The organism is Aureibacillus halotolerans (genome assembly GCF_004363045.1).
Lineage (GTDB): Bacteria > Bacillota > Bacilli > Bacillales > DSM-28697 > Aureibacillus > Aureibacillus halotolerans.
Genome location: NZ_SNYJ01000010.1, coordinates 132366 through 150268, shown reverse-complemented (window position 1 = coordinate 150268; position 17903 = coordinate 132366). Strand labels below are relative to the sequence as shown.

Genomic DNA, 17903 nt, shown 5'->3' with positions numbered 1-17903 from the left:
GAGCACGGTACATCGCTTGGCATTCACTGGTACAATCTTTGGCATTCGTTGGTAAGATCTATGTCAATGATGGTACATTTCATTGGCCGTAATCACTCGATTGTTGGATCGTTGATTGGGGAGATCAGGCAGGTTACAAACTGGGGTGTGGTGAATGGTTCGATTTGTACCTCGGTTATGGAAAAGTGTTGTCCTGTCGGCTGGAGCTTGGAATGGATTGGTACATTATCACTGGTCATCATGAGGTCCGCTTCTATTTGAAGCAGAATGAAACCTATCAGATCGGATTATAGATTATTTTGGGAGGCCGTTACAAGCCTCCCTATCTATAAAAGGCAATAAATCCGTCAAGATTAGGACAAAATGATCCGTCAGTTTCTGGACATTATTTAGTGTCATTAACACCCTCTCTAAGACCCCTGCGGATTCACCGCATCCTTCTTAGAGCAAGTCCTTCCGGATTGTCTGCTTTCTCTGTCCATCCTTGAACGCCAAGATATTCAATTCCTATTTCATGTTCAGCCCTTCCGCCAGATGTTGCAACATCTGGCGTACTATGGCGTCTGCTGACTTCTGTACGGTCAGTCTACTTTCACAAGTAGGGTTACGAAGGTCACTTCGCGTTCCGTACAGATCTCCCCAGGTAAGAGCGCTATCTTTCCCTCCATCCATCTGCCTCATTTACTCACATTCGCCTTCGGCAGTAAGGATTTCACTTTGTTCGGCAAGCTCATCCAACGAATGCTAGCCTTATATGAGGTTCGTATTCCTCAGACCGGAGGTTTGCCGCCGACTTCCTTCAGATTCCACCTCGCGATGGACACCCTTGTCTTAAGCTAATGGCTACTACTGCCTTCACCATTCGGGACTTCCACCCTATAGATAGCGCCCATGCTGGGCGCACCGAAAAGAGTTCCTGGGTTTATAACCAGGAACTCTCGAACCAAATTCATATTTATTTGAAAATCAGAACGCCAAGACCTGGTTTTAATTAGCATTATGTATAGTCTCTTTAATAATTCCATCATATACATGTTCTAAATATATATTTAAATTGGTAAACATTATTTGAATATCTTCATTTGATATTGATACATCAAAATAATGTATGCTCTTTTGCAATATATCAATTTTATTAGTAGCATCTTTACGACCACGTTGAATATGTTTCACAAATTTATTGGGATTCTCTTGTTCAATTTTATTACAACAATGATCAATAAAGCCCTTTAAATTTTGACTTATTTTATCAATGGTTTGGTTATCGTTATTTAAAACTTTTGAGGCATACATTCTGAATGAATATTCTAAGAACATACGACTCACTATATTAAGAATATTTGAGTACTTGCCATGTTTACTTTCATTTGACAAAAACACCATTAATGCACGTAGTTTATCTCCATTTTCAAATTGCAACATTTCATGATATTTAACGGTAAACGTGCTAGAAAGAACAGTTTGCTGCATTGGTAATGACAATTTTTTTGATTTTAGAGTTATAGTCATACTATCTTGCCAGCAAATCACCTTCTTAAAGCTATCCAAATAATATCGATAAATCACTTTATATTCACCAGGTAAATTATTTGGTTGAATAATTCCATTTTCTACTTTTAAACCCGAACAATCAATGTCTAATAGCTCGGCAGTATAAACCTCTTTATTAGTTATTTCTAGATTTTCTAAGAGGTTTATTGTTTGATCAGTGAAGTAAAATTTATTAATGCTTTTCAATAGGTTAAACTTTACTAGAACTTCACTTTCGTGTTCATTAGTTTCTATAGCGTCACCCTCTGAGGAAGTATTGCTGCTAATCTCATGTTGAACAACTACATTATTTCCACCGTTTTCATCAGTGTTTTCAGTAGTTTCTTTATCTTCCTGGTTATCTTTTGGGCCCCGACTCAACTGGTAATCTTCAATCAGAGGAACAAAAAAATCTTCTATTTCCCTTGCTCTATTAAATAAACGTGTTAAAGTCACTTTTCTCTTCGCGCTCTCTTCAATAGCTTTATCGATCAAATAATTTATTAATACTAGTTTTTCTTTGGAGATGTTCTTGAAATCTGAATTAATATCAAGAACCTTCTTTATTTCCCTGTTATTAAAAAACCTTTGGATTGTTGTATAACTTATCTTTTTTGTAACATCTACATTAAAGTGTCTCTCGAAAAGCTCTGCAATTACTAATTCAATAGTAATTTTATGTTTAATTCTATTTTTAAAGATAGCTTTTTCTTTTGATGTCCAAGCTTTTGGTCCTCTACCTTTATCTTCACCTGAATGATTTCTTTCCATTATTGTAAAAGCTTCATCTTCATCTGTTATTAAGCAGTAAATGTCACTTGAGTACACAGTTTTTTCTGTTTTTCTTAATTTCTCAATTCTTTGTTTTAATGATTTATCTATCGTTGTGAGAATTGATGGGTCATTAAGAAATTTAATACATGCTACTCTTCTATTACCTTCATATACAATGTACTTCTTCTTTTCAGAACTATACACAAGTGTAGGTAGGTTTGCCCCCAGTAACCCATTTACTAAAATGTCACTTGCAAGATTGTACATATATTGTGATCCAACTTTATTAATTAATTTTTTTATTGTATCAATCTCATTAGTTCCTATATCATGTCTAGGGTTCTCAGAATAGTTTAATATACTTGATACGTTCACTAGTTTATATAATCTTTTATCACTCATTTTTACACCTCAATATTATTGTTCTGCGTATGTTGGATATTAAGTGAATTATTTTCATTTTGAATACGTCTTATCTTTTTAGAAAAAAACATAAATTCAGGCATGTTCTTTTTTTCTTGTAATGTATAAGATAAACTAAAAGTAATTTGGTCAAACTTAGAATATAGCTCTCTAATTTCATTTGCTGTGTCATATGTAACGATCCATTTTCTGTTCTTCATTAATTGAGTAATTGTTTTTGCTAGGTTTTCATGATCGCCATGGGTATAGAAGTTTGTATATAATCCTCTTCCTTTTTTGTAATAAGGCGGATCAAAGAATGTAAAAGAATTCCTAGTTTTAATTATTTCATATTCAATAAAATCCATAGCATCCTGATTAAATAATCTAATGGCATGTCTATACTTTGAGATTTTTTTTATCTTCTTAATTAGATCCTCTTTATTAAATCTGCAATCTATTGGATAATTACCGAGCTGGCTCATACCACCAATGGGTCCAGCTTTATCTATTATTCCTGATCTGTTTACTCTATTCAAAAAAAAGGTTGAAAAACCTACCTTTAAAGGTGAGTGGTCATATATTTTTTCTCTAATCAATTTTTGATTATGCCATTCTTCTACAGTAACTGGAGTATCTTCAATCAACTTTATAAAAGCTTCTGTCTCATTCAGAATACTTTCCCAAAAGCAATATATTGAATAGTCATAATCATTTATTATAACTCTGTTTACTATACCATTAAATAGTAAAGCGAGCGAAATTGCAGACCCACCCGCGAAAGGTTCAATATACGAACTACAGTTATTTTGTCTTACTAGCTTGCTAATATATTTATATATCTTGAACTTCCCACCGGGATATCTTAAAGGCGATGGATTTATCATTATTTCACTTCTTTCTAAAAACAAAACTTTATGTTCTCTTCAAAATAGTATACCATTAGGAATTTCACTAATGTATAATAACGTGCAATTTACTCCTTTTCTTTAAATAATAATTCGTATAACGTTAAAGATAAAACAAACCACAAGTGGCTCTTTCCTGACGCAATACTCCACTCGAGCTAAAGAGGGAAAAGTTATTATGAGCGATATTCAAAACTTAATAAATTACATCAATGAATTTAGAGATGAAAGAAACTGGAGACAATATCATAATCCAAAAGATCTCGCCATCTCAATCTCTATCGAAGCAGTATAGCTACTTAAAGATTTTCAGTGGATTGGTAATGAGAAAGAACTCAGATTAAGAAAATATCGGGAAGAATGGGAGGAAGTATCCGGTTAGTAAAAAGTAAATAAAAGATCTTTTTTCCGTATGTATTATAACAACTTGAGAATGTTTTTTTATGGTTAATTGACCAACTTGCTGCGGAAATCAGTCCATGAAAGTCACTCAAAGGTTAGGTTATTCAATCCTTAAATTCTGGGAAGAAAAACCCGTATGAAAATTACCTGGCATCCCTTATAGGTCTTAACCTCTGCAAGGAGATCACCTTCAAACATATTAATAATATAATTCTAATAAACTAAGAAGTGTTCCACTAAATATAAATAATAACTATTTAAGTAACCCCCCTATTAATTTCAAATTATTAATCAGGAATATATATTTTATTATTCTTTGTTTCTTAGCAAGGCGAAATGTATAAAGATTCAATTTCCTTTGTTAGATCACATGTTAATCCACAACATGACATGTCCAAATGAGTTCTTGAAAGCAAAAACATGCATTTCAAATAAATTAGGCACTATTCAAATCCTATCTCACTAAGTATTGTTTTTTTCAGATCATCTACTTCAGGTATATTCTGTCTAATACTCTCCCTTACTAATAAATGAATAAATCTATCATATTTTATACCTTCTACAAATTTATTAACAAATTCCTTCAAAATATCTCTTCCTGGAGGGAAATCCCTCCAAATATTATCCCAATTTTCATTGATAAAATCCTTTTTCTCATTCAATTTTTTTACTATTCTTGTACTATCAAGAATATCATTTATTCGTTCACATTGGGCTGATACTCTGTCCTTAAGTCTTTCTTCTAAATTATTACCACCAACATTAAAATCAAATTTCCTGATTTCCTCATGCAATTCAAATGCAATCCATTGAGCAATAACATCCTCTTTTTGACTGTCGGCTATTTCTTTTAATTTGTATTCTATATCATCAGCATGTGTAAAGGTGTCAATTCCCATACTTTCAATCACAGTTAAAATCGCATTACCATTTAAAAAGTAATTTTCAATATGATACTTGGCTAAAACATGAATCTTTTGATTAAGCTTAATTTGTAATTCTTCAATTTGTGATGTCACTAGAAAGTCCTTATCTCTGACTAAGTAAAAGTCTGATGCCTTGCTGGCTTCCGTTAATAAGTCAACCACTGCATTACTAACTCTCATCAGGTTGTTAATCCCAGTTGATTGAACAAAGCTCAATTGTTCTTTATAATCATCAAAAAGTAATTGAAAAAATTCCTTATCCGTTTTTCCCTCTACAAAAATAACTTTTTGCGATATCAACTGTAAGCCAACACTTGCACCTAATGATTTTAATGTTTCAAATTTATCTTCATCGCTTATTAGTCTGAAAATCTGATTCTCACCCGTGTGATGTACTATCTGAAAGACCTCTTTATAATTAGCGGAATCTAATATTTCATAAGAATGCGTTGCTAACCAAATTTGGTTATTTCCCTGTAGTTGCTTTAAATGTGATGATAACAGTTTTTCTAGGTTAGCATTAAGATGTAGCTCCGGTTCATCATATAAAAAAATATAACTCTCAGCTTGTATCCATTTCAAATTTACAAATACCATTACAATTTCTTTTTCACCAGAACTTAATTCATCAATATCATGAATTAACTCATCATATTTTACAGGAAAAGTTAATCCACTTGTATCTCTTTTAACTCCCATAAATTGTTTAGGTTTTATATAGGAGTTAATTACTTTAACTAATTCCTCAAGTTCATTCCCAATTTTTCCAGTCTCAACTGCTTTAATTAAATCATCAAAGTAAATGGCAGCTAGATAATCTTTAACTCTATCAAAAAGCGCATCATTCTCATATCTTCTTCGATATCTTACTGGAGTATCTTCGATATCGTCGAAACGGGCTAAAGAATTTAAACTTATCTCTTTATTTGATTTAGATGTCAAAGTTCTATTCGCATGAATGTGATTTATTAGAGAAAACTGACTTCCATTGATAAGTAATTCCCCTAATTCATTATCGAATCTACAATTACTTATATCATCAAAATCTAATTTACCAGTAATCTGGTTTTTTTCTGTTTTAATAAAGTCTTTTTCCTTGTTTGATAATTCAAAGGTAATTTCTAAATCACCTTTTTGATGTTCATCACTAAATGGAGATTGTTTACTAAAATCTATCCTTCTCGATATGCCATATTTTAAATCATTAGTATAAATTCTTTTTATTATTCTTTGAAATTCTTTAATTGCTGAAAAAATAGTTGATTTACCAACTCCATTTGGACCAGCTATTACTACAAAGTCTGGTATGTCACTCATTTCTATATATCTAATCGCATTATAATTCCGTATTTTCAACTTTCTTATTTTCATCTTAAACTCCTTTACTCTTCTAATGCTCGATATTTTTTGTTTTCCTTTATTTATTTTTAATATTGACGGATTGTCAAATTAAGTGCGACAATTCGGGCGTGGATTTCCATTTATGACATTTTCACGGTTTGTGATTAATACGCTTACTACCTCGGGAAATTACTCGCCCGAGACTGTAGCTAAGTCATGACCTTGCTCTTGCTTCGACTGGATACATAGTGTCTACTTTCTAATGGTTACAATCCGTCTAATAATAAACTTCATTCACTTATGATAAACCTCACCCCGATTAATCTTAAACCCCCTGTACACTTGCTCCACGAGCAACAGCCTTGCGAGCTGGTGCGGCAAGGTCATTTTTGATAAACTGAGCTTTTGGTCGGCTCGTTTGCGCACGTCTGGGCTCAAGCCTAAGGAGCCGCCGATGACGAAGGCGAGCTTGCTTTGGCCGTAGGTGGCGAGCTCGTCTAGTTTTTGGGCGAAGGCTTCGGAGGTGAGCTGCTTGCCGTCGAGGTCAAGGAGGAAGACGTAGGCGTCGGCGGGGATTTTTGCGAGCAGGCGCTCGCCTTCCTTTGCTTTGACCTGTTCTTCTTCCTGGGCACTGAGTTTTTCGGGTGCTTTTTCGTCGGGCACTTCGATGAAGCTAACTTTGGCGTAAGGGGTTAAGCGTTTGAGGTATTCGTCGATGCCAAGCTTGAGGTATTTTTCCTTCAGCTTCCCGACGGCGATGATTGAGATATTCACAGCTTCCCCCTCCTTGTCAACAGGCGATCCATAAAAGTTATACACATATCAACAGGATTTATCCACAGGTCAGTGAGCGTCACGATTAGACACCACGTATTGTGCGGTTTCCTGACAGAATTCGCAGACCATTCGTTCTTCGTCTGTTCCCCTTTGTTCGATGGCAGGGGCGGTTTCGTACTCGTCTACTATGATGTCTAGCGCCAGTTCGACATGCTCCTGGCACACTGGGATGTCACGAATCTCCATCGTTTGCACGTCCTTCACTTGGGTTTTTCCACAGCTTACTCTGCGTTTATTGTACCCTACGTATGGAAATGCATCAACAGGTTATCCACAGCCTCTCGTTTGTGCCTGTACTTCTAGTATCGGCACAAAAAAGAGCGTTTCCAGTCCCAATTATGACTTTTTTCCTAATACCATCCAAGCGAACAGTGCAAACTGCGTCGGCTGACCGTTTTCCACCTGAATTTCAAACCCTTTCTTCACAGCAGGAGTTGCCTGCAAAAACCGTTGCGTGATGGATTCGATGATAGTCTCATCGTCCAAAATCCGGTTCACCCATGGCTCGAACACCATCTGCTTTTTCCAGGCAGAGTCGTGTTGCAGCGTAAGACCAGCGTCCGCAAACAGCTCATTCCACTCACTGATCGACAAGCAGCGGGCATGACCCGGATCGCGAATCGTCTCTGTCTCGTTGATCCAATCGGCAAGAGGTTCATTCTCGGGAACGATATTATCAATCAGCAAAAAGCGACCTCCTGAGCGTAACACTCGGTGCACCTCGCGCACAAATGTGCTCGGTTCTGGGAAATGGTGCGCCGCTATCCTGCAGGTGACCACATCAAACGTCTCATCCGCAAACGGCAGCGCCTGAGCATCCGCCACCTTGTACTGCACATTGTCCCGCTCCCCAAGATGCTCCCGCGCGGCATCCAGCATCTCCGGCGTGAGGTCCACTGCCGTCACGTTCGCCCCGCTGTCGGCCAGCACGCGTGCGGTGTGACCGCCACCTGTGGCCACATCCAACGCTGTCTCACTTCCTGTTAGCTTCAAAAGGTCAGCCAGCCATGTCAAATCCTCCCCCTTCGCATGCACCTCACTCGTCACATAGCTGCTGGCATGCTTGCCAAACGTCGCTCTCACCTGATCATGATTCATCTGCATTGCCTCCTTCGATTCGTCTACCTTTAGTGTACAGCGAAAGAACCCGCTTCGCCCTTATCCGTTTTGAATGAGAACCGATTGGAATGGCTAATGAGGGATGTGCCACTTAAAACACATAATATATTGATAATTCGATCGAGTCTGTGTTATGATGAGGGTATAAAGTCACAGGTGCTGCTAACACTTGTGATTTGGCAACAACGATTCTGTAAATGGATCGGCCGAAGAGGAAAGTAATCCCCTAGAGCTCGCAAATTCAGAGGGCGGATTACACATTGCGTTAGCAGAAAAACAAGCGTACCAAATGACAGCCAAGCCCTTCAAGGTCGCTTGGCTGTCATGCTGAGCAAAGAAGAAGGCTTTTTGTGCAAGGTTATCTGACTTGTGATATAATTGCGCCAAGAAGTGGAAACACTAAAAAAGCCACAAGTGCTTCCAACACTTGTGACTTGGCAACAACGGTTCCATAAATGGATCGGCCAAAAGCGAAAAGTAACCCGCCTGAGTGCCTAACTCTAGGGGCGGGTTACTTTTTTTTCTGTGTTAACAGAAAAATCAGTGTTCCAAACGACAACATCAAAGTAATCACTAATCCGATTACTTTCAAAATCACCATAATGATCTGGTAATCTGTCATTGGCAACACCCCCTTTCATCAAAGGAGTGCCGATCCACCCAAAGAGCTCCGTTATTGTTACTGGCAAGTATAGCATAAATCGTCTATATTTAGACAAAATTCACTGAATTTATCGGTGCTGACGGTATCTTTTTAAAACTAACGCACCAACCCTACAGTCACTGACAATAAAGTGCGTACTTCTCATAACCCTTTTTCGTTTTTATACTGATATTGATAAACACGTAAGGGGGTTGTTTCGTTGTGGATTACCGATTACCTTTGGGCGAATTCAAATTAAGGCTTGGTGAACGAATTGACGTTGATTCTATAGGCGCTACTCACATAGAGGACCTAGACTTGCCGGTGCAATGGGGATTTGTTCCTGGAGTGTATCGAGCTGAGGCTATTGTCAAAAGAGTTAGCCTTCTGCTGGAAGCCGTTTGTATAAAGCTAGGAGCCGAAGACGCGGCCAAACCTCTGCTGGACAATTTAGCGGCGAGCTTGGCGACTTCCGGTAGGGAATCAACCCTACCGTTAGCTACTTTGCCTTTGCCACAGTCGGGTCAGTCGAAAAGCGAGCTATTGGCGCAGGCAGAAATCATTGGTGCAGGGCTGGTGGCTTATGCACGCGAGGCATTTGCTGCACGCACAAGGAGCAGTGCTACCTTGGCGCAACTGAAACTTAGGAGCCGGTGCGAACAGCACCTATGGACACCTGATGTTGTAGATGTTCTGATGGGCCCTAGAGGCAGTACAGAGGCCATGCAATTGTTTAATGAATACCTGCATCAACTGATCTTGCTTCGGGATGCCTTGCTGCCGTTTGCCAATTGGCGGGAGGTCCCGATCGACACAGGCACCAACGGGCTAAGGTTTATTGAGCAGGCAAGAACCACATTTCTGACTCAAGTCATGTTCCAAGGATTAAAACACAAGGACCTTGTTGCATTTGCGCAACATTTGCTTGGTGTCGGTTTAGAGCGGAGCGGCTATGGGTTTCAGTATCGATGGGGGATCGTGCTGCCTGCGATGATTGGCGGTTCACTTCAGTCGGCGTCTGGGACGTTGCTCCGCTGGCATCCGGCCAAGTTCACATTGAACGGACTGGAACGAGAGCATTTTGTATTTGAATACGCATATGAAAATTATGAGGATGCGGGCAGGAGCTATATTGAAAAAGGAAAAGCTACATCTCTTGGGAGCACTTTTCCTAAGGAGGCCGAGATTGCTCCCGTCGCTACGGAAGATGACCGTAGGCTTCTCTCACTCCGGTTAACTAACGCCAGCAGCGCCTATGTGACGGATGTCGGACAAATCGCACGGGCCTACCGTTATATGTATCGCCCCACTATCAATACGGTAGACAAAGAGGAAAAGTCGACACTCGATCGCTCAGCGTGGACCGAGTATTCGGCGGAAGATATCCTTGCTGTGGAAGAACTTGCGGCATTCAGAGACGACGGTATACACGACATCTCAGCGAATGGCAATCCGCTTGTATTGCTCGCTTTACTGGGGAAGCTTTACCCGCAGAACCTTATTTTTCTGGAAGATGGCAAGGTAAATGGCGCGGCATTGCGTGCTGGTAAACAATTCGGCGCAAAAGTTTTGCTGTCTTGTGAACGTTTTAAATAAAACGCGGTGGCAAAGGCTTCAAGCATCTGAACTTCCAAGTGTAGATGTCATATAATCCTCCCCGAATTCACACAGCTGGTTCAACAACTGCGCAAGACGTTGCCCAACATCAGTAAGGGAATATTCAACCTTTGGTGGAACGACGGCGTACACTTCTCGTTTGACTAAACCGTCCGTCTCCATCGCCTTTAACTGCATCGTGAGCATTTTTTGTGTAATGTCGGGCATTAATTTCTCGAGTTCGTTAAAGCGGTACGTTTGCTCTGACAAATAACCCAAAATTAGCGGCTTCCATTTGCCGCTAATCAACCCTAACGTCACTTCCGAAGTACATATAAAGTCGCGCTTGCGTTTTGAATGCATTCATCATCACCCTCTCCAATCATAGCATTTGTTTACATCTTTCTCATAATTGAACTTCTATAAAGAAGATACTCAAAATACACACAAAACCATCTCTGTGCATTATTATCTGACTTGTGATATAATTACGTCAAGAAGTGGAAACACTAAAAAAGCCACAAGTGCTGCATACACTTGTGACTTGGCAACAACGGTTCCATTAATGGATCGGCCTCAGGAAAAAGTAATCCCCTAGAGCTCGCAAACTCAGTGGGGGATTACTTTTTTTTCTGCGTTAGCAGAAAAATCAGTGTTCCAAACGACAACATTAAAGTAATCACTAATCCGATCACTTTCAAAACCACCATAATGATCTGGTAATCTGTCATTGGCAACACCCCCCTTCCATAAAAGGAGTGCCGATCCACCCAAAGAGTTCCGTTATTGTTACTGGCAAGTATATCATGAACCCGTCTATGTTTAGACAAAATCCACTGAATTTATCGGTGTTTTCCATCTATTACGACAATTTTTGGAACAGTCCTTTTACAAGGCATCAAAAAAGGGGATACATGTAATTCGTGTATCCCCTTCCCTCTATTATGCCCGCCTTACAACGTCGTAATAATCGGGCCTTCCTTCGTTAAGATAATCGTATGCTCGTATTGGGCCACGAAGCTTTTTTCGGTAAGGTAGGTCCAGCCATCGTCGGCTTGGAACACTTCCTCTTCTTTTGTTGAAATAAACGGCTCTAAGGCAATGACCATGCCATTTTTTAAAATCTCTTTATCCCAGGAATCGTAGTAATTGAAAATATGCTCTGGAGCTTCATGAATCGAGCTCCCTACCCCGTGTCCCGTGAGGTTTTTTATGACGGTCAAATTATGCTTTTTGGCGACATTGTGGACCGCTTTGCCGATCGCGCTTTTTTTTGCGCCGGGTTTTGCCTTCTCCAGCCCTGCGTCGAAGGCTTCTTTCACAACGTCACATAGGGTCTGTAGAATGTCCTTTCCGTTCCCAACGACAAAGGAAATGCCGGTGTCAGCGAAATACCCGTTTTTCGACCCTGAGACATCAATGTTCACCATGTCCCCTTCTTGAATGGCCCTTTTCCCCGGAATTCCGTGCGCGACTTCTTCATTGATGCTAATGCATGTATACCCTGGGAAATCGTATACGCCTTTTGGTGCCGATTGAGCACCTGCTTTTTCAAAAAGCTCTCCCGCTAAGTTATCGAGTTCTTTTGTCGTCATTCCGGGCTTGGTCGAACGGACGAGTTCATCTCGGATCGCTCCGCAAATCTTGCCAATTTCTTTTAAGCCATTAAAATCCTCTTCTGTCTTTGCAATCATTGCACACACTCACTTTTTAACGTATTTTATGATTCGAACGCCATGTAGTGTCTAGTATATACGGAATGGTGTTTTCTTCAACCTTTGGATCGTAATTATCCTCTCGAAAAAGGTGAAATGCTCATTTTATATACGGTACACTAAATTGTACCACCTTTTTGGCTTTCGTATTATCTCACAAACACTGAATGGAGGTCCCCCTATTGACAAATATCATCAATAAAACAGAAGCACTGGTCAAAAGCCTATTTGCTCATGAAACGACAGGGCACGATTGGTGGCATATTGACCGTGTGCGGAACAATGCCTTGTATATTGCGGAGAAAGAAGGCGCCGACGTGGTCATTTGCGAGTTAGCGGCCTTGCTGCATGACGTGGCTGACGATAAATTGAATGCCAGTAAAGCGGAAGGACAACAAAAACTGATGGACATTTTCGCGAAAATTGATTTGAAGGAAGACGCCAAAATTAAGATTCTCGACATCATTGACCATATGTCGTTTCGCGGAGGACAAAATCCTCCATTAGAAACGTTAGAAGCACAGGTCGTTCAAGATGCGGATCGACTGGACGCGATTGGAGCCATAGGCATCGCAAGAGCTTTTACATTTGCCGGTGCGCGCGGGAACGTGATGCATGACCCTGATGCCACCTATGTCCAGAAATCGCAGGAAGAATACCTAAAGAGGCAGGCAACCGCCATCGAGCATTTTTACGATAAACTGCTAAAGTTGAAGGACTTGATGAACACCAAAACTGCTAAAGAGCTAGCTACCGAGCGGCATCAACGAATGGAAACCTTTTTAAAGGACTTTTACGAGGAATGGCAGCCGGGGCGGCGAACTGAGTGAAAACGGAGGAAAGCTATGTCGGAGATAAACTGGCATCAAGACGACGTTACGTTTGAAACTATGAGAGAAGCGGAAGTTTGGGCTGATTCTCTCTCGAACGAATTCTACAGTCGAGTAATAAATGGCTATATCACCCCTGACAATAAAATAGCGTACGCGCTTTCATTTTATTTGGCTTCCCTTGATATACTTATTGTTCACACGCAAGAAATTTTAGCTGATAATTCTTACGTCTATAAGGTTTGGGTTGAAGAGAAAGAATAGTTCCCAATGATGGCATTCACAACCGGAATGCCTCTTTATCTTTCACTGTCCCCTTCATCACGCTCCACCACCGTCACATCCGTAATCTGTAGCTCGCGGTTCTCCGAATTCCAATAGTTGACCACATAGGTCACATCAGGTCCTTCTATCCGGAACACATTCTCGTACTTTAAATTAGGTGTCTTTTGCACAAAATCCACAAGCGCATCAAGTTTTTCGTCAGTCACTTCGCTCTCAAAATCTTCGGCTCCATTGGATAAAAATAGTTCTTTGAATAGGTCTTGGGTAGAAATGACCTTACTGACTTCCATGCCATACTGAACGATGTAAACGGCAGAGAAGATGACCAAAAGGATAATGATCGCCCACAAATTCTTTTCTTTTAATTTCATCGTATTTCCCTCCCTTGATTACTGCTACGAAGTCATCTTTCTTTTTGAGTATTTCGGTTTAGCAAGACAATATAGACTCAACGAATTAGTTGATATCTTCCTTAGTCCCCTCTTCGACCGTTACATCGGTTATCTGTAGCTCACGATTGTTCATGTTTATATAGTGAACCACGTACGTTTTATCAGTCCCTTCAATTCGAAGCAGACTATCGAAACGATCCATCTTATACGACTGTATGTATTCAATGAGGTTCTCGAGTTTATCGTCAGGCACATCACTTTCAAAATCCTCTGCCCCATCAGCAGCAATCAACTCAAGCATGAGCTCCCGTGCGGAAATCATTTTGTGCTTTTCAATCTCGTACAAAGTTGTATTAATCGCGAATAGGATGAATAAGCCGATGCACATGACCCAAAGCTTCTTTTCTTTTGATTTCATTTCACTAACCCCCTGAGGATCATTAATGTGATTGATTCTCATAGCACATCTCTTCTTCTACCATTACCATTTCTAAATTGCAGGATTATACGGCCCGAAGATGTCGTGTACAGAACGGCGGATGTCGTCTATTGTTATAGAAATGAAAGGAGAGCCCACATGAAGAAACTTTACAAACAATGCGGTTTCATTGCGGGGACAGTGTTGCTCATCTTCCTGGCCATAGACATCTACAAGTACAGCCAGATTTTTATTTGGGACAGCGGGGCAGCTTACATCCGAGACGCCACAGAGCAAGGAGACCCTTTTGAGATGAATGATGTCACTGATTTTGCATGGGACCGCTTTTATGTATTTGGACCCTACATGTCTCGGGAGCAAATGGAAGAAACCGTCGGGCAGAAATGGACGACCCATTCGTATCCAGGCTACCTGCTGTATCAACGCTCCTACCTTGGGGCCTACCCGCATGACAGTGAATGCTGTAATTCAGTGGTGTTTATGAATAAGGACGACGTTGTTCGGGACATTTTTTTCAATCGTTCAGACGTGGATTTTTCCAATCTGCCATTTGGAAGAGCGATTACTCGTGAGGAGGCGTACATTGTTGTTGTAGAGGAACATCTTTTAATACTTCCAGACTAGCCTGTCTTGCTAACATCTATATATCGATACAACATGAGTGCGTCACCTATCCCTCTAGACAAGCCTTGAAATGACCACAATGCCAGCGATGAAATACACAGCGCCCTGAAGCCGATAAATCGTCAATGCCCCCTCGCTCGGCTCAGCGTCGCCACGAAAACGCCAAAAATTAGACAGCGTCCATGAGATTTTCGGATTGATAAAGAAAACCACTCCTGATACCGTAAGAAAGATCGCAATTAACCAGATAGTACCCCTCCTAGGGATCATAGTTTCCTAAGACACCTTCTACGTTTCTCAGGAAATTCCTGTTGCTCGGCACCAATCGGAACAGACTCTCTCGAACAGACACTTTTCATCTTTTACGATTGCTCACCTTTACCATCAAGCAATGTTCCATGTGAAACAAGCTAGAAAATGTCCATCCACAAAGGAACGAAAATAAAGGTCGATACAACGTCGTCATACTCCTTTGTACCGACCTTTTTGTTGTTTTTCTACATGTGAACCGTTTGTTACTGCTGCGCGATTTGAATAAGGTTTCCACACGTATCATCAAAGATAGCGATTGTGATGTCCCCCATTTTTGTCGGCTCCATCGTAAACGTTACGCCTAGTTTCAGTAAGCGTTCGTACTCTTTGTGGACATCTGCCACGCCAAACATTGTTGCTGGGATTCCTTCGGCGGCTATTTTCTCTTGATACTCTTTGGCGGCAGGATGATCATTTGGTTCAAGCAAAAGCTCCGTACCGTCTTGATCCTCTGGTGAAACAAAGGTGAGCCACCTGTATTCTCCGACCGGAACGTCATGCTTTTTTACGAAGCCCAGCGTTTCTGTGTAAAATGCCAATGCCTTGTCTTGATCTTGAACGAAAATACTGTTCACAATGATTTTCATACGTTTTTGCCTCCTTTAATCGTTGCGATGCATGGTGCTCTGCGCTGTGGAAGAACCATTTCGACATATGTTTTCTTAAAACTACTCCATCCATCCTTCCAGCAAATTTTTAAGTGGTTCGTTGTTGAACAGAAGGACTCGATATTTTCCTTTTCGGATTGATTCTACGAGTCCTGCATCTTCCAAAATAGAAAGATGTTTAGCGATCGCTTGCCGCGAAATGGTGAGGTCGTGCTTCATAATGAGTCGTGCCGTCAGTTCATACAACGTCAGCTCGTTTCGTTCGGATAGTTCGTCTAGCATAAGTCGCCGCGTCGAATCGGCAAGTGCTTTAAAAATCGCGTCTTCATTCCAAGTCATACATTTAGTATAAGCAACTATATGGTTGCTCGTCAACAAAAGCAATTATTTGGTTGCTTATAATGGTAGTTATATTTAATTAAGATTATGAATACGATCATCTTAAATTGAATTCATGAGCATCCTTTTATTTTCTGTTTACTTTAATATCGGGCACTACCTCTTCTTTTTCGGGCACTTTGCACGTTTTTTCGGACACTTCGATTTAGAAATCGGGCACAAACCTCTCCATTTCGGGCACTTCCAAGCACGTAGAGTTCAATCGGACACCTAGCCATCAAAAAAACCTGCCCCTAGCATTCTAGGAACAGGCGTTTACGTTTATCGTGCTTCGGCGTGCTGTGATTCTTCTGGTTCATCAAGCTCTTCATTAGGATCTAACACGTTCAATTCAAGCTGTACTTGAAGGATCTGATGATTGTCGACTTCAACGGCTTGAAAACGATGGCGCTTGTATTCAACCGGCACTTGAAGGTTATCTGAATCTGTGGCATTGACCTGCATCCAGCCGCCAATGGTATCAAGCTCATCGGAGTCAGGATCAAATTTAATGCCAAACTTGCCTTCAAGATCCTCTAGCAAGACACGACCATTAAGAACGAAAACACCTTCGCTCTTTTCTTCGATGTCGGCCACTTCATCTTCGTCGAATTCGTCACGAATGTCGCCAACAATTTCTTCAAGCACGTCTTCCATGGACACAATCCCTGCTGTCCCGCCATATTCATCAATGACAAGCGCAATGTGAATATGAGCATGCTGCATTTTTAGCATGACGTCTTGCAGGGATGTTGTTTCATGAACCGTCGGCATTTCATGCAGACTGCTTTGCAGTGACGATTCACGTCCTACCGCCAAGTTCGTTAAAATTTCTTTGACGTTCACAAACCCAAGCACAGTATCCTTGTCGCCACCCTCAACGATTGGATAACGTGTATAACGGTTTTCGTCAATCATTTGCAGAATTTCTTCGGAAGTCATATCATCTGATAGCACAACCAACTGCGTACGCGGCACCATAATGTCCTTTGCCACACGCTCATCGAACGCAAAGATGTTTTGCATATACGACAATTCGACTTGATTGATTTCACCAGAGTTAAAGCTTTGTGCCATAATAATCTTCAGCTCATCCTCAGAATGCGCCTGTTCATGCGGTTTCGGATCTACTTTAAAAGCACGTAGCAACAAACCAGCTGATCCATTCAATGACCAAATGAGCGGCTTCATAATCTGACCGAACCAGTAAAGCATTGGCCCTAACACCATCGTCATTCTCTCAGCGTACTGAATTGCCAATGTTTTCGGAGCCAATTCACCAACCACTACGTGGAAAAAGGTCATAATCGATAAAGCAACCACCAATGAAATAACGTGGGTCAGTGAATCTGGAACACCCCACTCAGTTAAAAACGGTAAAATCAACCGTTCAATCGTCGGCTCCCCTAGAAAACCGAGGGCAAGAGCGGTTACCGTAATCCCTAGTTGACATGCAGACAAGTAGTAATCCAAATTAGAAACCAGTTTCTTGACAATGATGGCCCGTTTATTGCCTTCTTCAATCAGCTGTTCAATTCGTGACATCCGTACTTTCACGACCGCAAATTCAGATCCTACGAAAAACGCAGTAAGCGCAATGAGTATTGCTACTAAAGAAAAATTAATAATTATCGTCGTTGTATCCAATTCGTCCCTCAGCGAATGAGGGATTCACCTCCATGAGTTTATAATCGTGTACCGTCTAAAAAACGAGACTAAAATCCCAATACCGATTTTGGGCATTGGGTGTTCACCGTTTCCTTTGCCGCCACGAGCTCCTCTGCAGATGATCCTCGCTTCTCCAAATTGTTCCTCTCCCTTTACGAGAGCTTGCCATAAAGA

19 protein-coding genes and 1 pseudogene are annotated in these 17903 nt (G+C 40.7%); 6 read left to right on the top strand and 14 right to left on the bottom strand.

Going from position 1 to position 17903, the window contains the following annotated elements; genetic code table 11:
- The first annotated feature begins 107 nt into the window (after positions 1-107).
- Positions 108-293: a DUF5348 domain-containing protein gene (locus EV213_RS12975; RefSeq protein WP_133580976.1), complete on the top strand. Its 186-nt coding sequence runs from the start codon at positions 108-110 to the stop codon at positions 291-293.
- Between the two features lie 694 nt (positions 294-987).
- On the opposite strand, the gene EV213_RS12970 is transcribed toward EV213_RS12975, so the two are convergent.
- Both EV213_RS12970 and EV213_RS12965 read right to left on the bottom strand, forming a co-directional pair.
- Positions 988-2706, bottom strand: coding sequence for a hypothetical protein (locus EV213_RS12970; protein ID WP_133580963.1), 1719 nt, complete (start codon positions 2704-2706; stop codon positions 988-990).
- Positions 2707-2708: 2 nt separating this feature from the next.
- Entirely contained in the window at positions 2709-3593 is an 885-nt protein-coding gene (locus EV213_RS12965) for a DNA adenine methylase (protein WP_341770351.1), read from the bottom strand.
- 199 nt (positions 3594-3792) lie between these two features.
- On the opposite strand from EV213_RS12965, the pseudogene EV213_RS21350 reads away from it, so the two are divergent.
- A pseudogene (locus EV213_RS21350) lies at positions 3793-3987 on the top strand (nucleoside triphosphate pyrophosphohydrolase family protein); the annotation flags it as partial.
- Positions 3988-4459: 472 nt separating this feature from the next.
- Here the strand turns inward: EV213_RS21350 and EV213_RS12955 are convergent.
- From EV213_RS12955 to EV213_RS12940, 4 genes are all read right to left on the bottom strand, one after another.
- Positions 4460-6313, bottom strand: coding sequence for an ATP-dependent nuclease (locus EV213_RS12955; RefSeq protein ID WP_133580962.1), 1854 nt, complete (start codon positions 6311-6313; stop codon positions 4460-4462).
- A 264-nt stretch (positions 6314-6577) separates the two neighbouring features.
- Positions 6578-7057 carry a 23S rRNA (pseudouridine(1915)-N(3))-methyltransferase RlmH gene (rlmH, locus tag EV213_RS12950; RefSeq protein WP_133580961.1) on the bottom strand — a complete coding sequence of 160 codons (480 nt, stop codon included), beginning with the start codon at positions 7055-7057 and terminating at the stop codon, positions 6578-6580.
- Between the two features lie 69 nt (positions 7058-7126).
- A complete protein-coding gene (locus EV213_RS12945; RefSeq protein ID WP_133580960.1) occupies positions 7127-7306 on the bottom strand; it encodes a CxxH/CxxC protein in 180 nt (59 codons plus the stop codon).
- A gap of 150 nt (positions 7307-7456) precedes the next feature.
- Positions 7457-8218 (bottom strand): class I SAM-dependent methyltransferase, encoded by a 762-nt coding sequence (locus EV213_RS12940; RefSeq protein WP_166639303.1) that lies wholly within the window; start codon positions 8216-8218, stop codon positions 7457-7459.
- An 886-nt stretch (positions 8219-9104) separates the two neighbouring features.
- Here EV213_RS12940 and EV213_RS12935 point away from each other — a divergent pair.
- A complete protein-coding gene (locus tag EV213_RS12935; RefSeq protein ID WP_133580958.1) occupies positions 9105-10478 on the top strand; it encodes a hypothetical protein in 1374 nt (457 codons plus the stop codon).
- An 18-nt stretch (positions 10479-10496) separates the two neighbouring features.
- On the opposite strand, the gene EV213_RS12930 is transcribed toward EV213_RS12935, so the two are convergent.
- Both EV213_RS12930 and map read right to left on the bottom strand, forming a co-directional pair.
- Positions 10497-10841, bottom strand: a complete 345-nt coding sequence (locus EV213_RS12930; protein WP_133580957.1) for a winged helix-turn-helix transcriptional regulator — start codon at positions 10839-10841, stop codon at positions 10497-10499.
- 590 nt (positions 10842-11431) lie between these two features.
- Positions 11432-12172: a type I methionyl aminopeptidase gene (gene map, locus EV213_RS12925; protein ID WP_133580956.1), complete on the bottom strand. Its 741-nt coding sequence runs from the start codon at positions 12170-12172 to the stop codon at positions 11432-11434.
- 203 nt (positions 12173-12375) lie between these two features.
- Between map and EV213_RS12920 the strand changes: the two genes are divergently transcribed.
- The gene (locus tag EV213_RS12920) at positions 12376-13023 is read left to right on the top strand and encodes an HD domain-containing protein (RefSeq protein WP_341770350.1); all 648 of its coding nucleotides are present in this window, start codon (positions 12376-12378) and stop codon (positions 13021-13023) included.
- 24 nt (positions 13024-13047) lie between these two features.
- On the top strand, positions 13048-13287 hold the full coding sequence (locus tag EV213_RS12915; RefSeq protein WP_133580974.1) for a hypothetical protein: 240 nt from the start codon (positions 13048-13050) through the stop codon (positions 13285-13287).
- A gap of 35 nt (positions 13288-13322) precedes the next feature.
- Here EV213_RS12915 and EV213_RS12910 read toward each other — a convergent pair whose 3' ends face one another.
- Both EV213_RS12910 and EV213_RS12905 read right to left on the bottom strand, forming a co-directional pair.
- Complete coding sequence (locus tag EV213_RS12910) at positions 13323-13679, bottom strand: hypothetical protein (RefSeq protein WP_133580954.1); 357 nt, start codon at positions 13677-13679, stop codon at positions 13323-13325.
- A gap of 85 nt (positions 13680-13764) precedes the next feature.
- Complete coding sequence (locus tag EV213_RS12905; RefSeq protein WP_133580953.1) at positions 13765-14118, bottom strand: hypothetical protein; 354 nt, start codon at positions 14116-14118, stop codon at positions 13765-13767.
- A 159-nt stretch (positions 14119-14277) separates the two neighbouring features.
- Between EV213_RS12905 and EV213_RS12900 the strand changes: the two genes are divergently transcribed.
- Positions 14278-14763, top strand: coding sequence for a hypothetical protein (locus tag EV213_RS12900; RefSeq protein ID WP_133580952.1), 486 nt, complete (start codon positions 14278-14280; stop codon positions 14761-14763).
- Positions 14764-14817: 54 nt separating this feature from the next.
- On the opposite strand, the gene EV213_RS12895 is transcribed toward EV213_RS12900, so the two are convergent.
- The 4 genes from EV213_RS12895 to EV213_RS12880 all read right to left on the bottom strand — a co-directional run bounded on the left by EV213_RS12895 (position 14818) and on the right by EV213_RS12880 (position 17708).
- Entirely contained in the window at positions 14818-15033 is a 216-nt protein-coding gene (locus EV213_RS12895) for a DUF6199 family natural product biosynthesis protein (protein ID WP_208112757.1), read from the bottom strand.
- 245 nt (positions 15034-15278) lie between these two features.
- Positions 15279-15662, bottom strand: coding sequence for a VOC family protein (locus EV213_RS12890; protein WP_133580951.1), 384 nt, complete (start codon positions 15660-15662; stop codon positions 15279-15281).
- 81 nt (positions 15663-15743) lie between these two features.
- Positions 15744-16022 (bottom strand): ArsR/SmtB family transcription factor, encoded by a 279-nt coding sequence (locus tag EV213_RS12885; RefSeq protein WP_133580950.1) that lies wholly within the window; start codon positions 16020-16022, stop codon positions 15744-15746.
- 321 nt (positions 16023-16343) lie between these two features.
- Positions 16344-17708: a hemolysin family protein gene (locus tag EV213_RS12880; RefSeq protein WP_133580949.1), complete on the bottom strand. Its 1365-nt coding sequence runs from the start codon at positions 17706-17708 to the stop codon at positions 16344-16346.
- Positions 17709-17903 lie beyond the last annotated feature (195 nt).

Coding starts and splice junctions, on each gene's coding strand:
- EV213_RS12970 (WP_133580963.1), bottom strand. CDS start 2,706: ATGAGTGATAAAAGATTATATAAACTAGTGAACGTATCAAGTATATTA.
- EV213_RS12965 (WP_341770351.1), bottom strand. CDS start 3,593: ATGATAAATCCATCGCCTTTAAGATATCCCGGTGGGAAGTTCAAGATA.
- EV213_RS12955 (WP_133580962.1), bottom strand. CDS start 6,313: ATGAAAATAAGAAAGTTGAAAATACGGAATTATAATGCGATTAGATAT.
- EV213_RS12945 (WP_133580960.1), bottom strand. CDS start 7,306: ATGGAGATTCGTGACATCCCAGTGTGCCAGGAGCATGTCGAACTGGCG.
- EV213_RS12940 (WP_166639303.1), bottom strand. CDS start 8,218: ATGAATCATGATCAGGTGAGAGCGACGTTTGGCAAGCATGCCAGCAGC.
- EV213_RS12930 (WP_133580957.1), bottom strand. CDS start 10,841: ATGCATTCAAAACGCAAGCGCGACTTTATATGTACTTCGGAAGTGACG.
- map (WP_133580956.1), bottom strand. CDS start 12,172: ATGATTGCAAAGACAGAAGAGGATTTTAATGGCTTAAAAGAAATTGGC.
- EV213_RS12910 (WP_133580954.1), bottom strand. CDS start 13,679: ATGAAATTAAAAGAAAAGAATTTGTGGGCGATCATTATCCTTTTGGTC.
- EV213_RS12905 (WP_133580953.1), bottom strand. CDS start 14,118: ATGAAATCAAAAGAAAAGAAGCTTTGGGTCATGTGCATCGGCTTATTC.
- EV213_RS12900 (WP_133580952.1), top strand. CDS start 14,278: ATGAAGAAACTTTACAAACAATGCGGTTTCATTGCGGGGACAGTGTTG.
- EV213_RS12895 (WP_208112757.1), bottom strand. CDS start 15,033: ATGATCCCTAGGAGGGGTACTATCTGGTTAATTGCGATCTTTCTTACG.
- EV213_RS12890 (WP_133580951.1), bottom strand. CDS start 15,662: ATGAAAATCATTGTGAACAGTATTTTCGTTCAAGATCAAGACAAGGCA.
- EV213_RS12885 (WP_133580950.1), bottom strand. CDS start 16,022: ATGACTTGGAATGAAGACGCGATTTTTAAAGCACTTGCCGATTCGACG.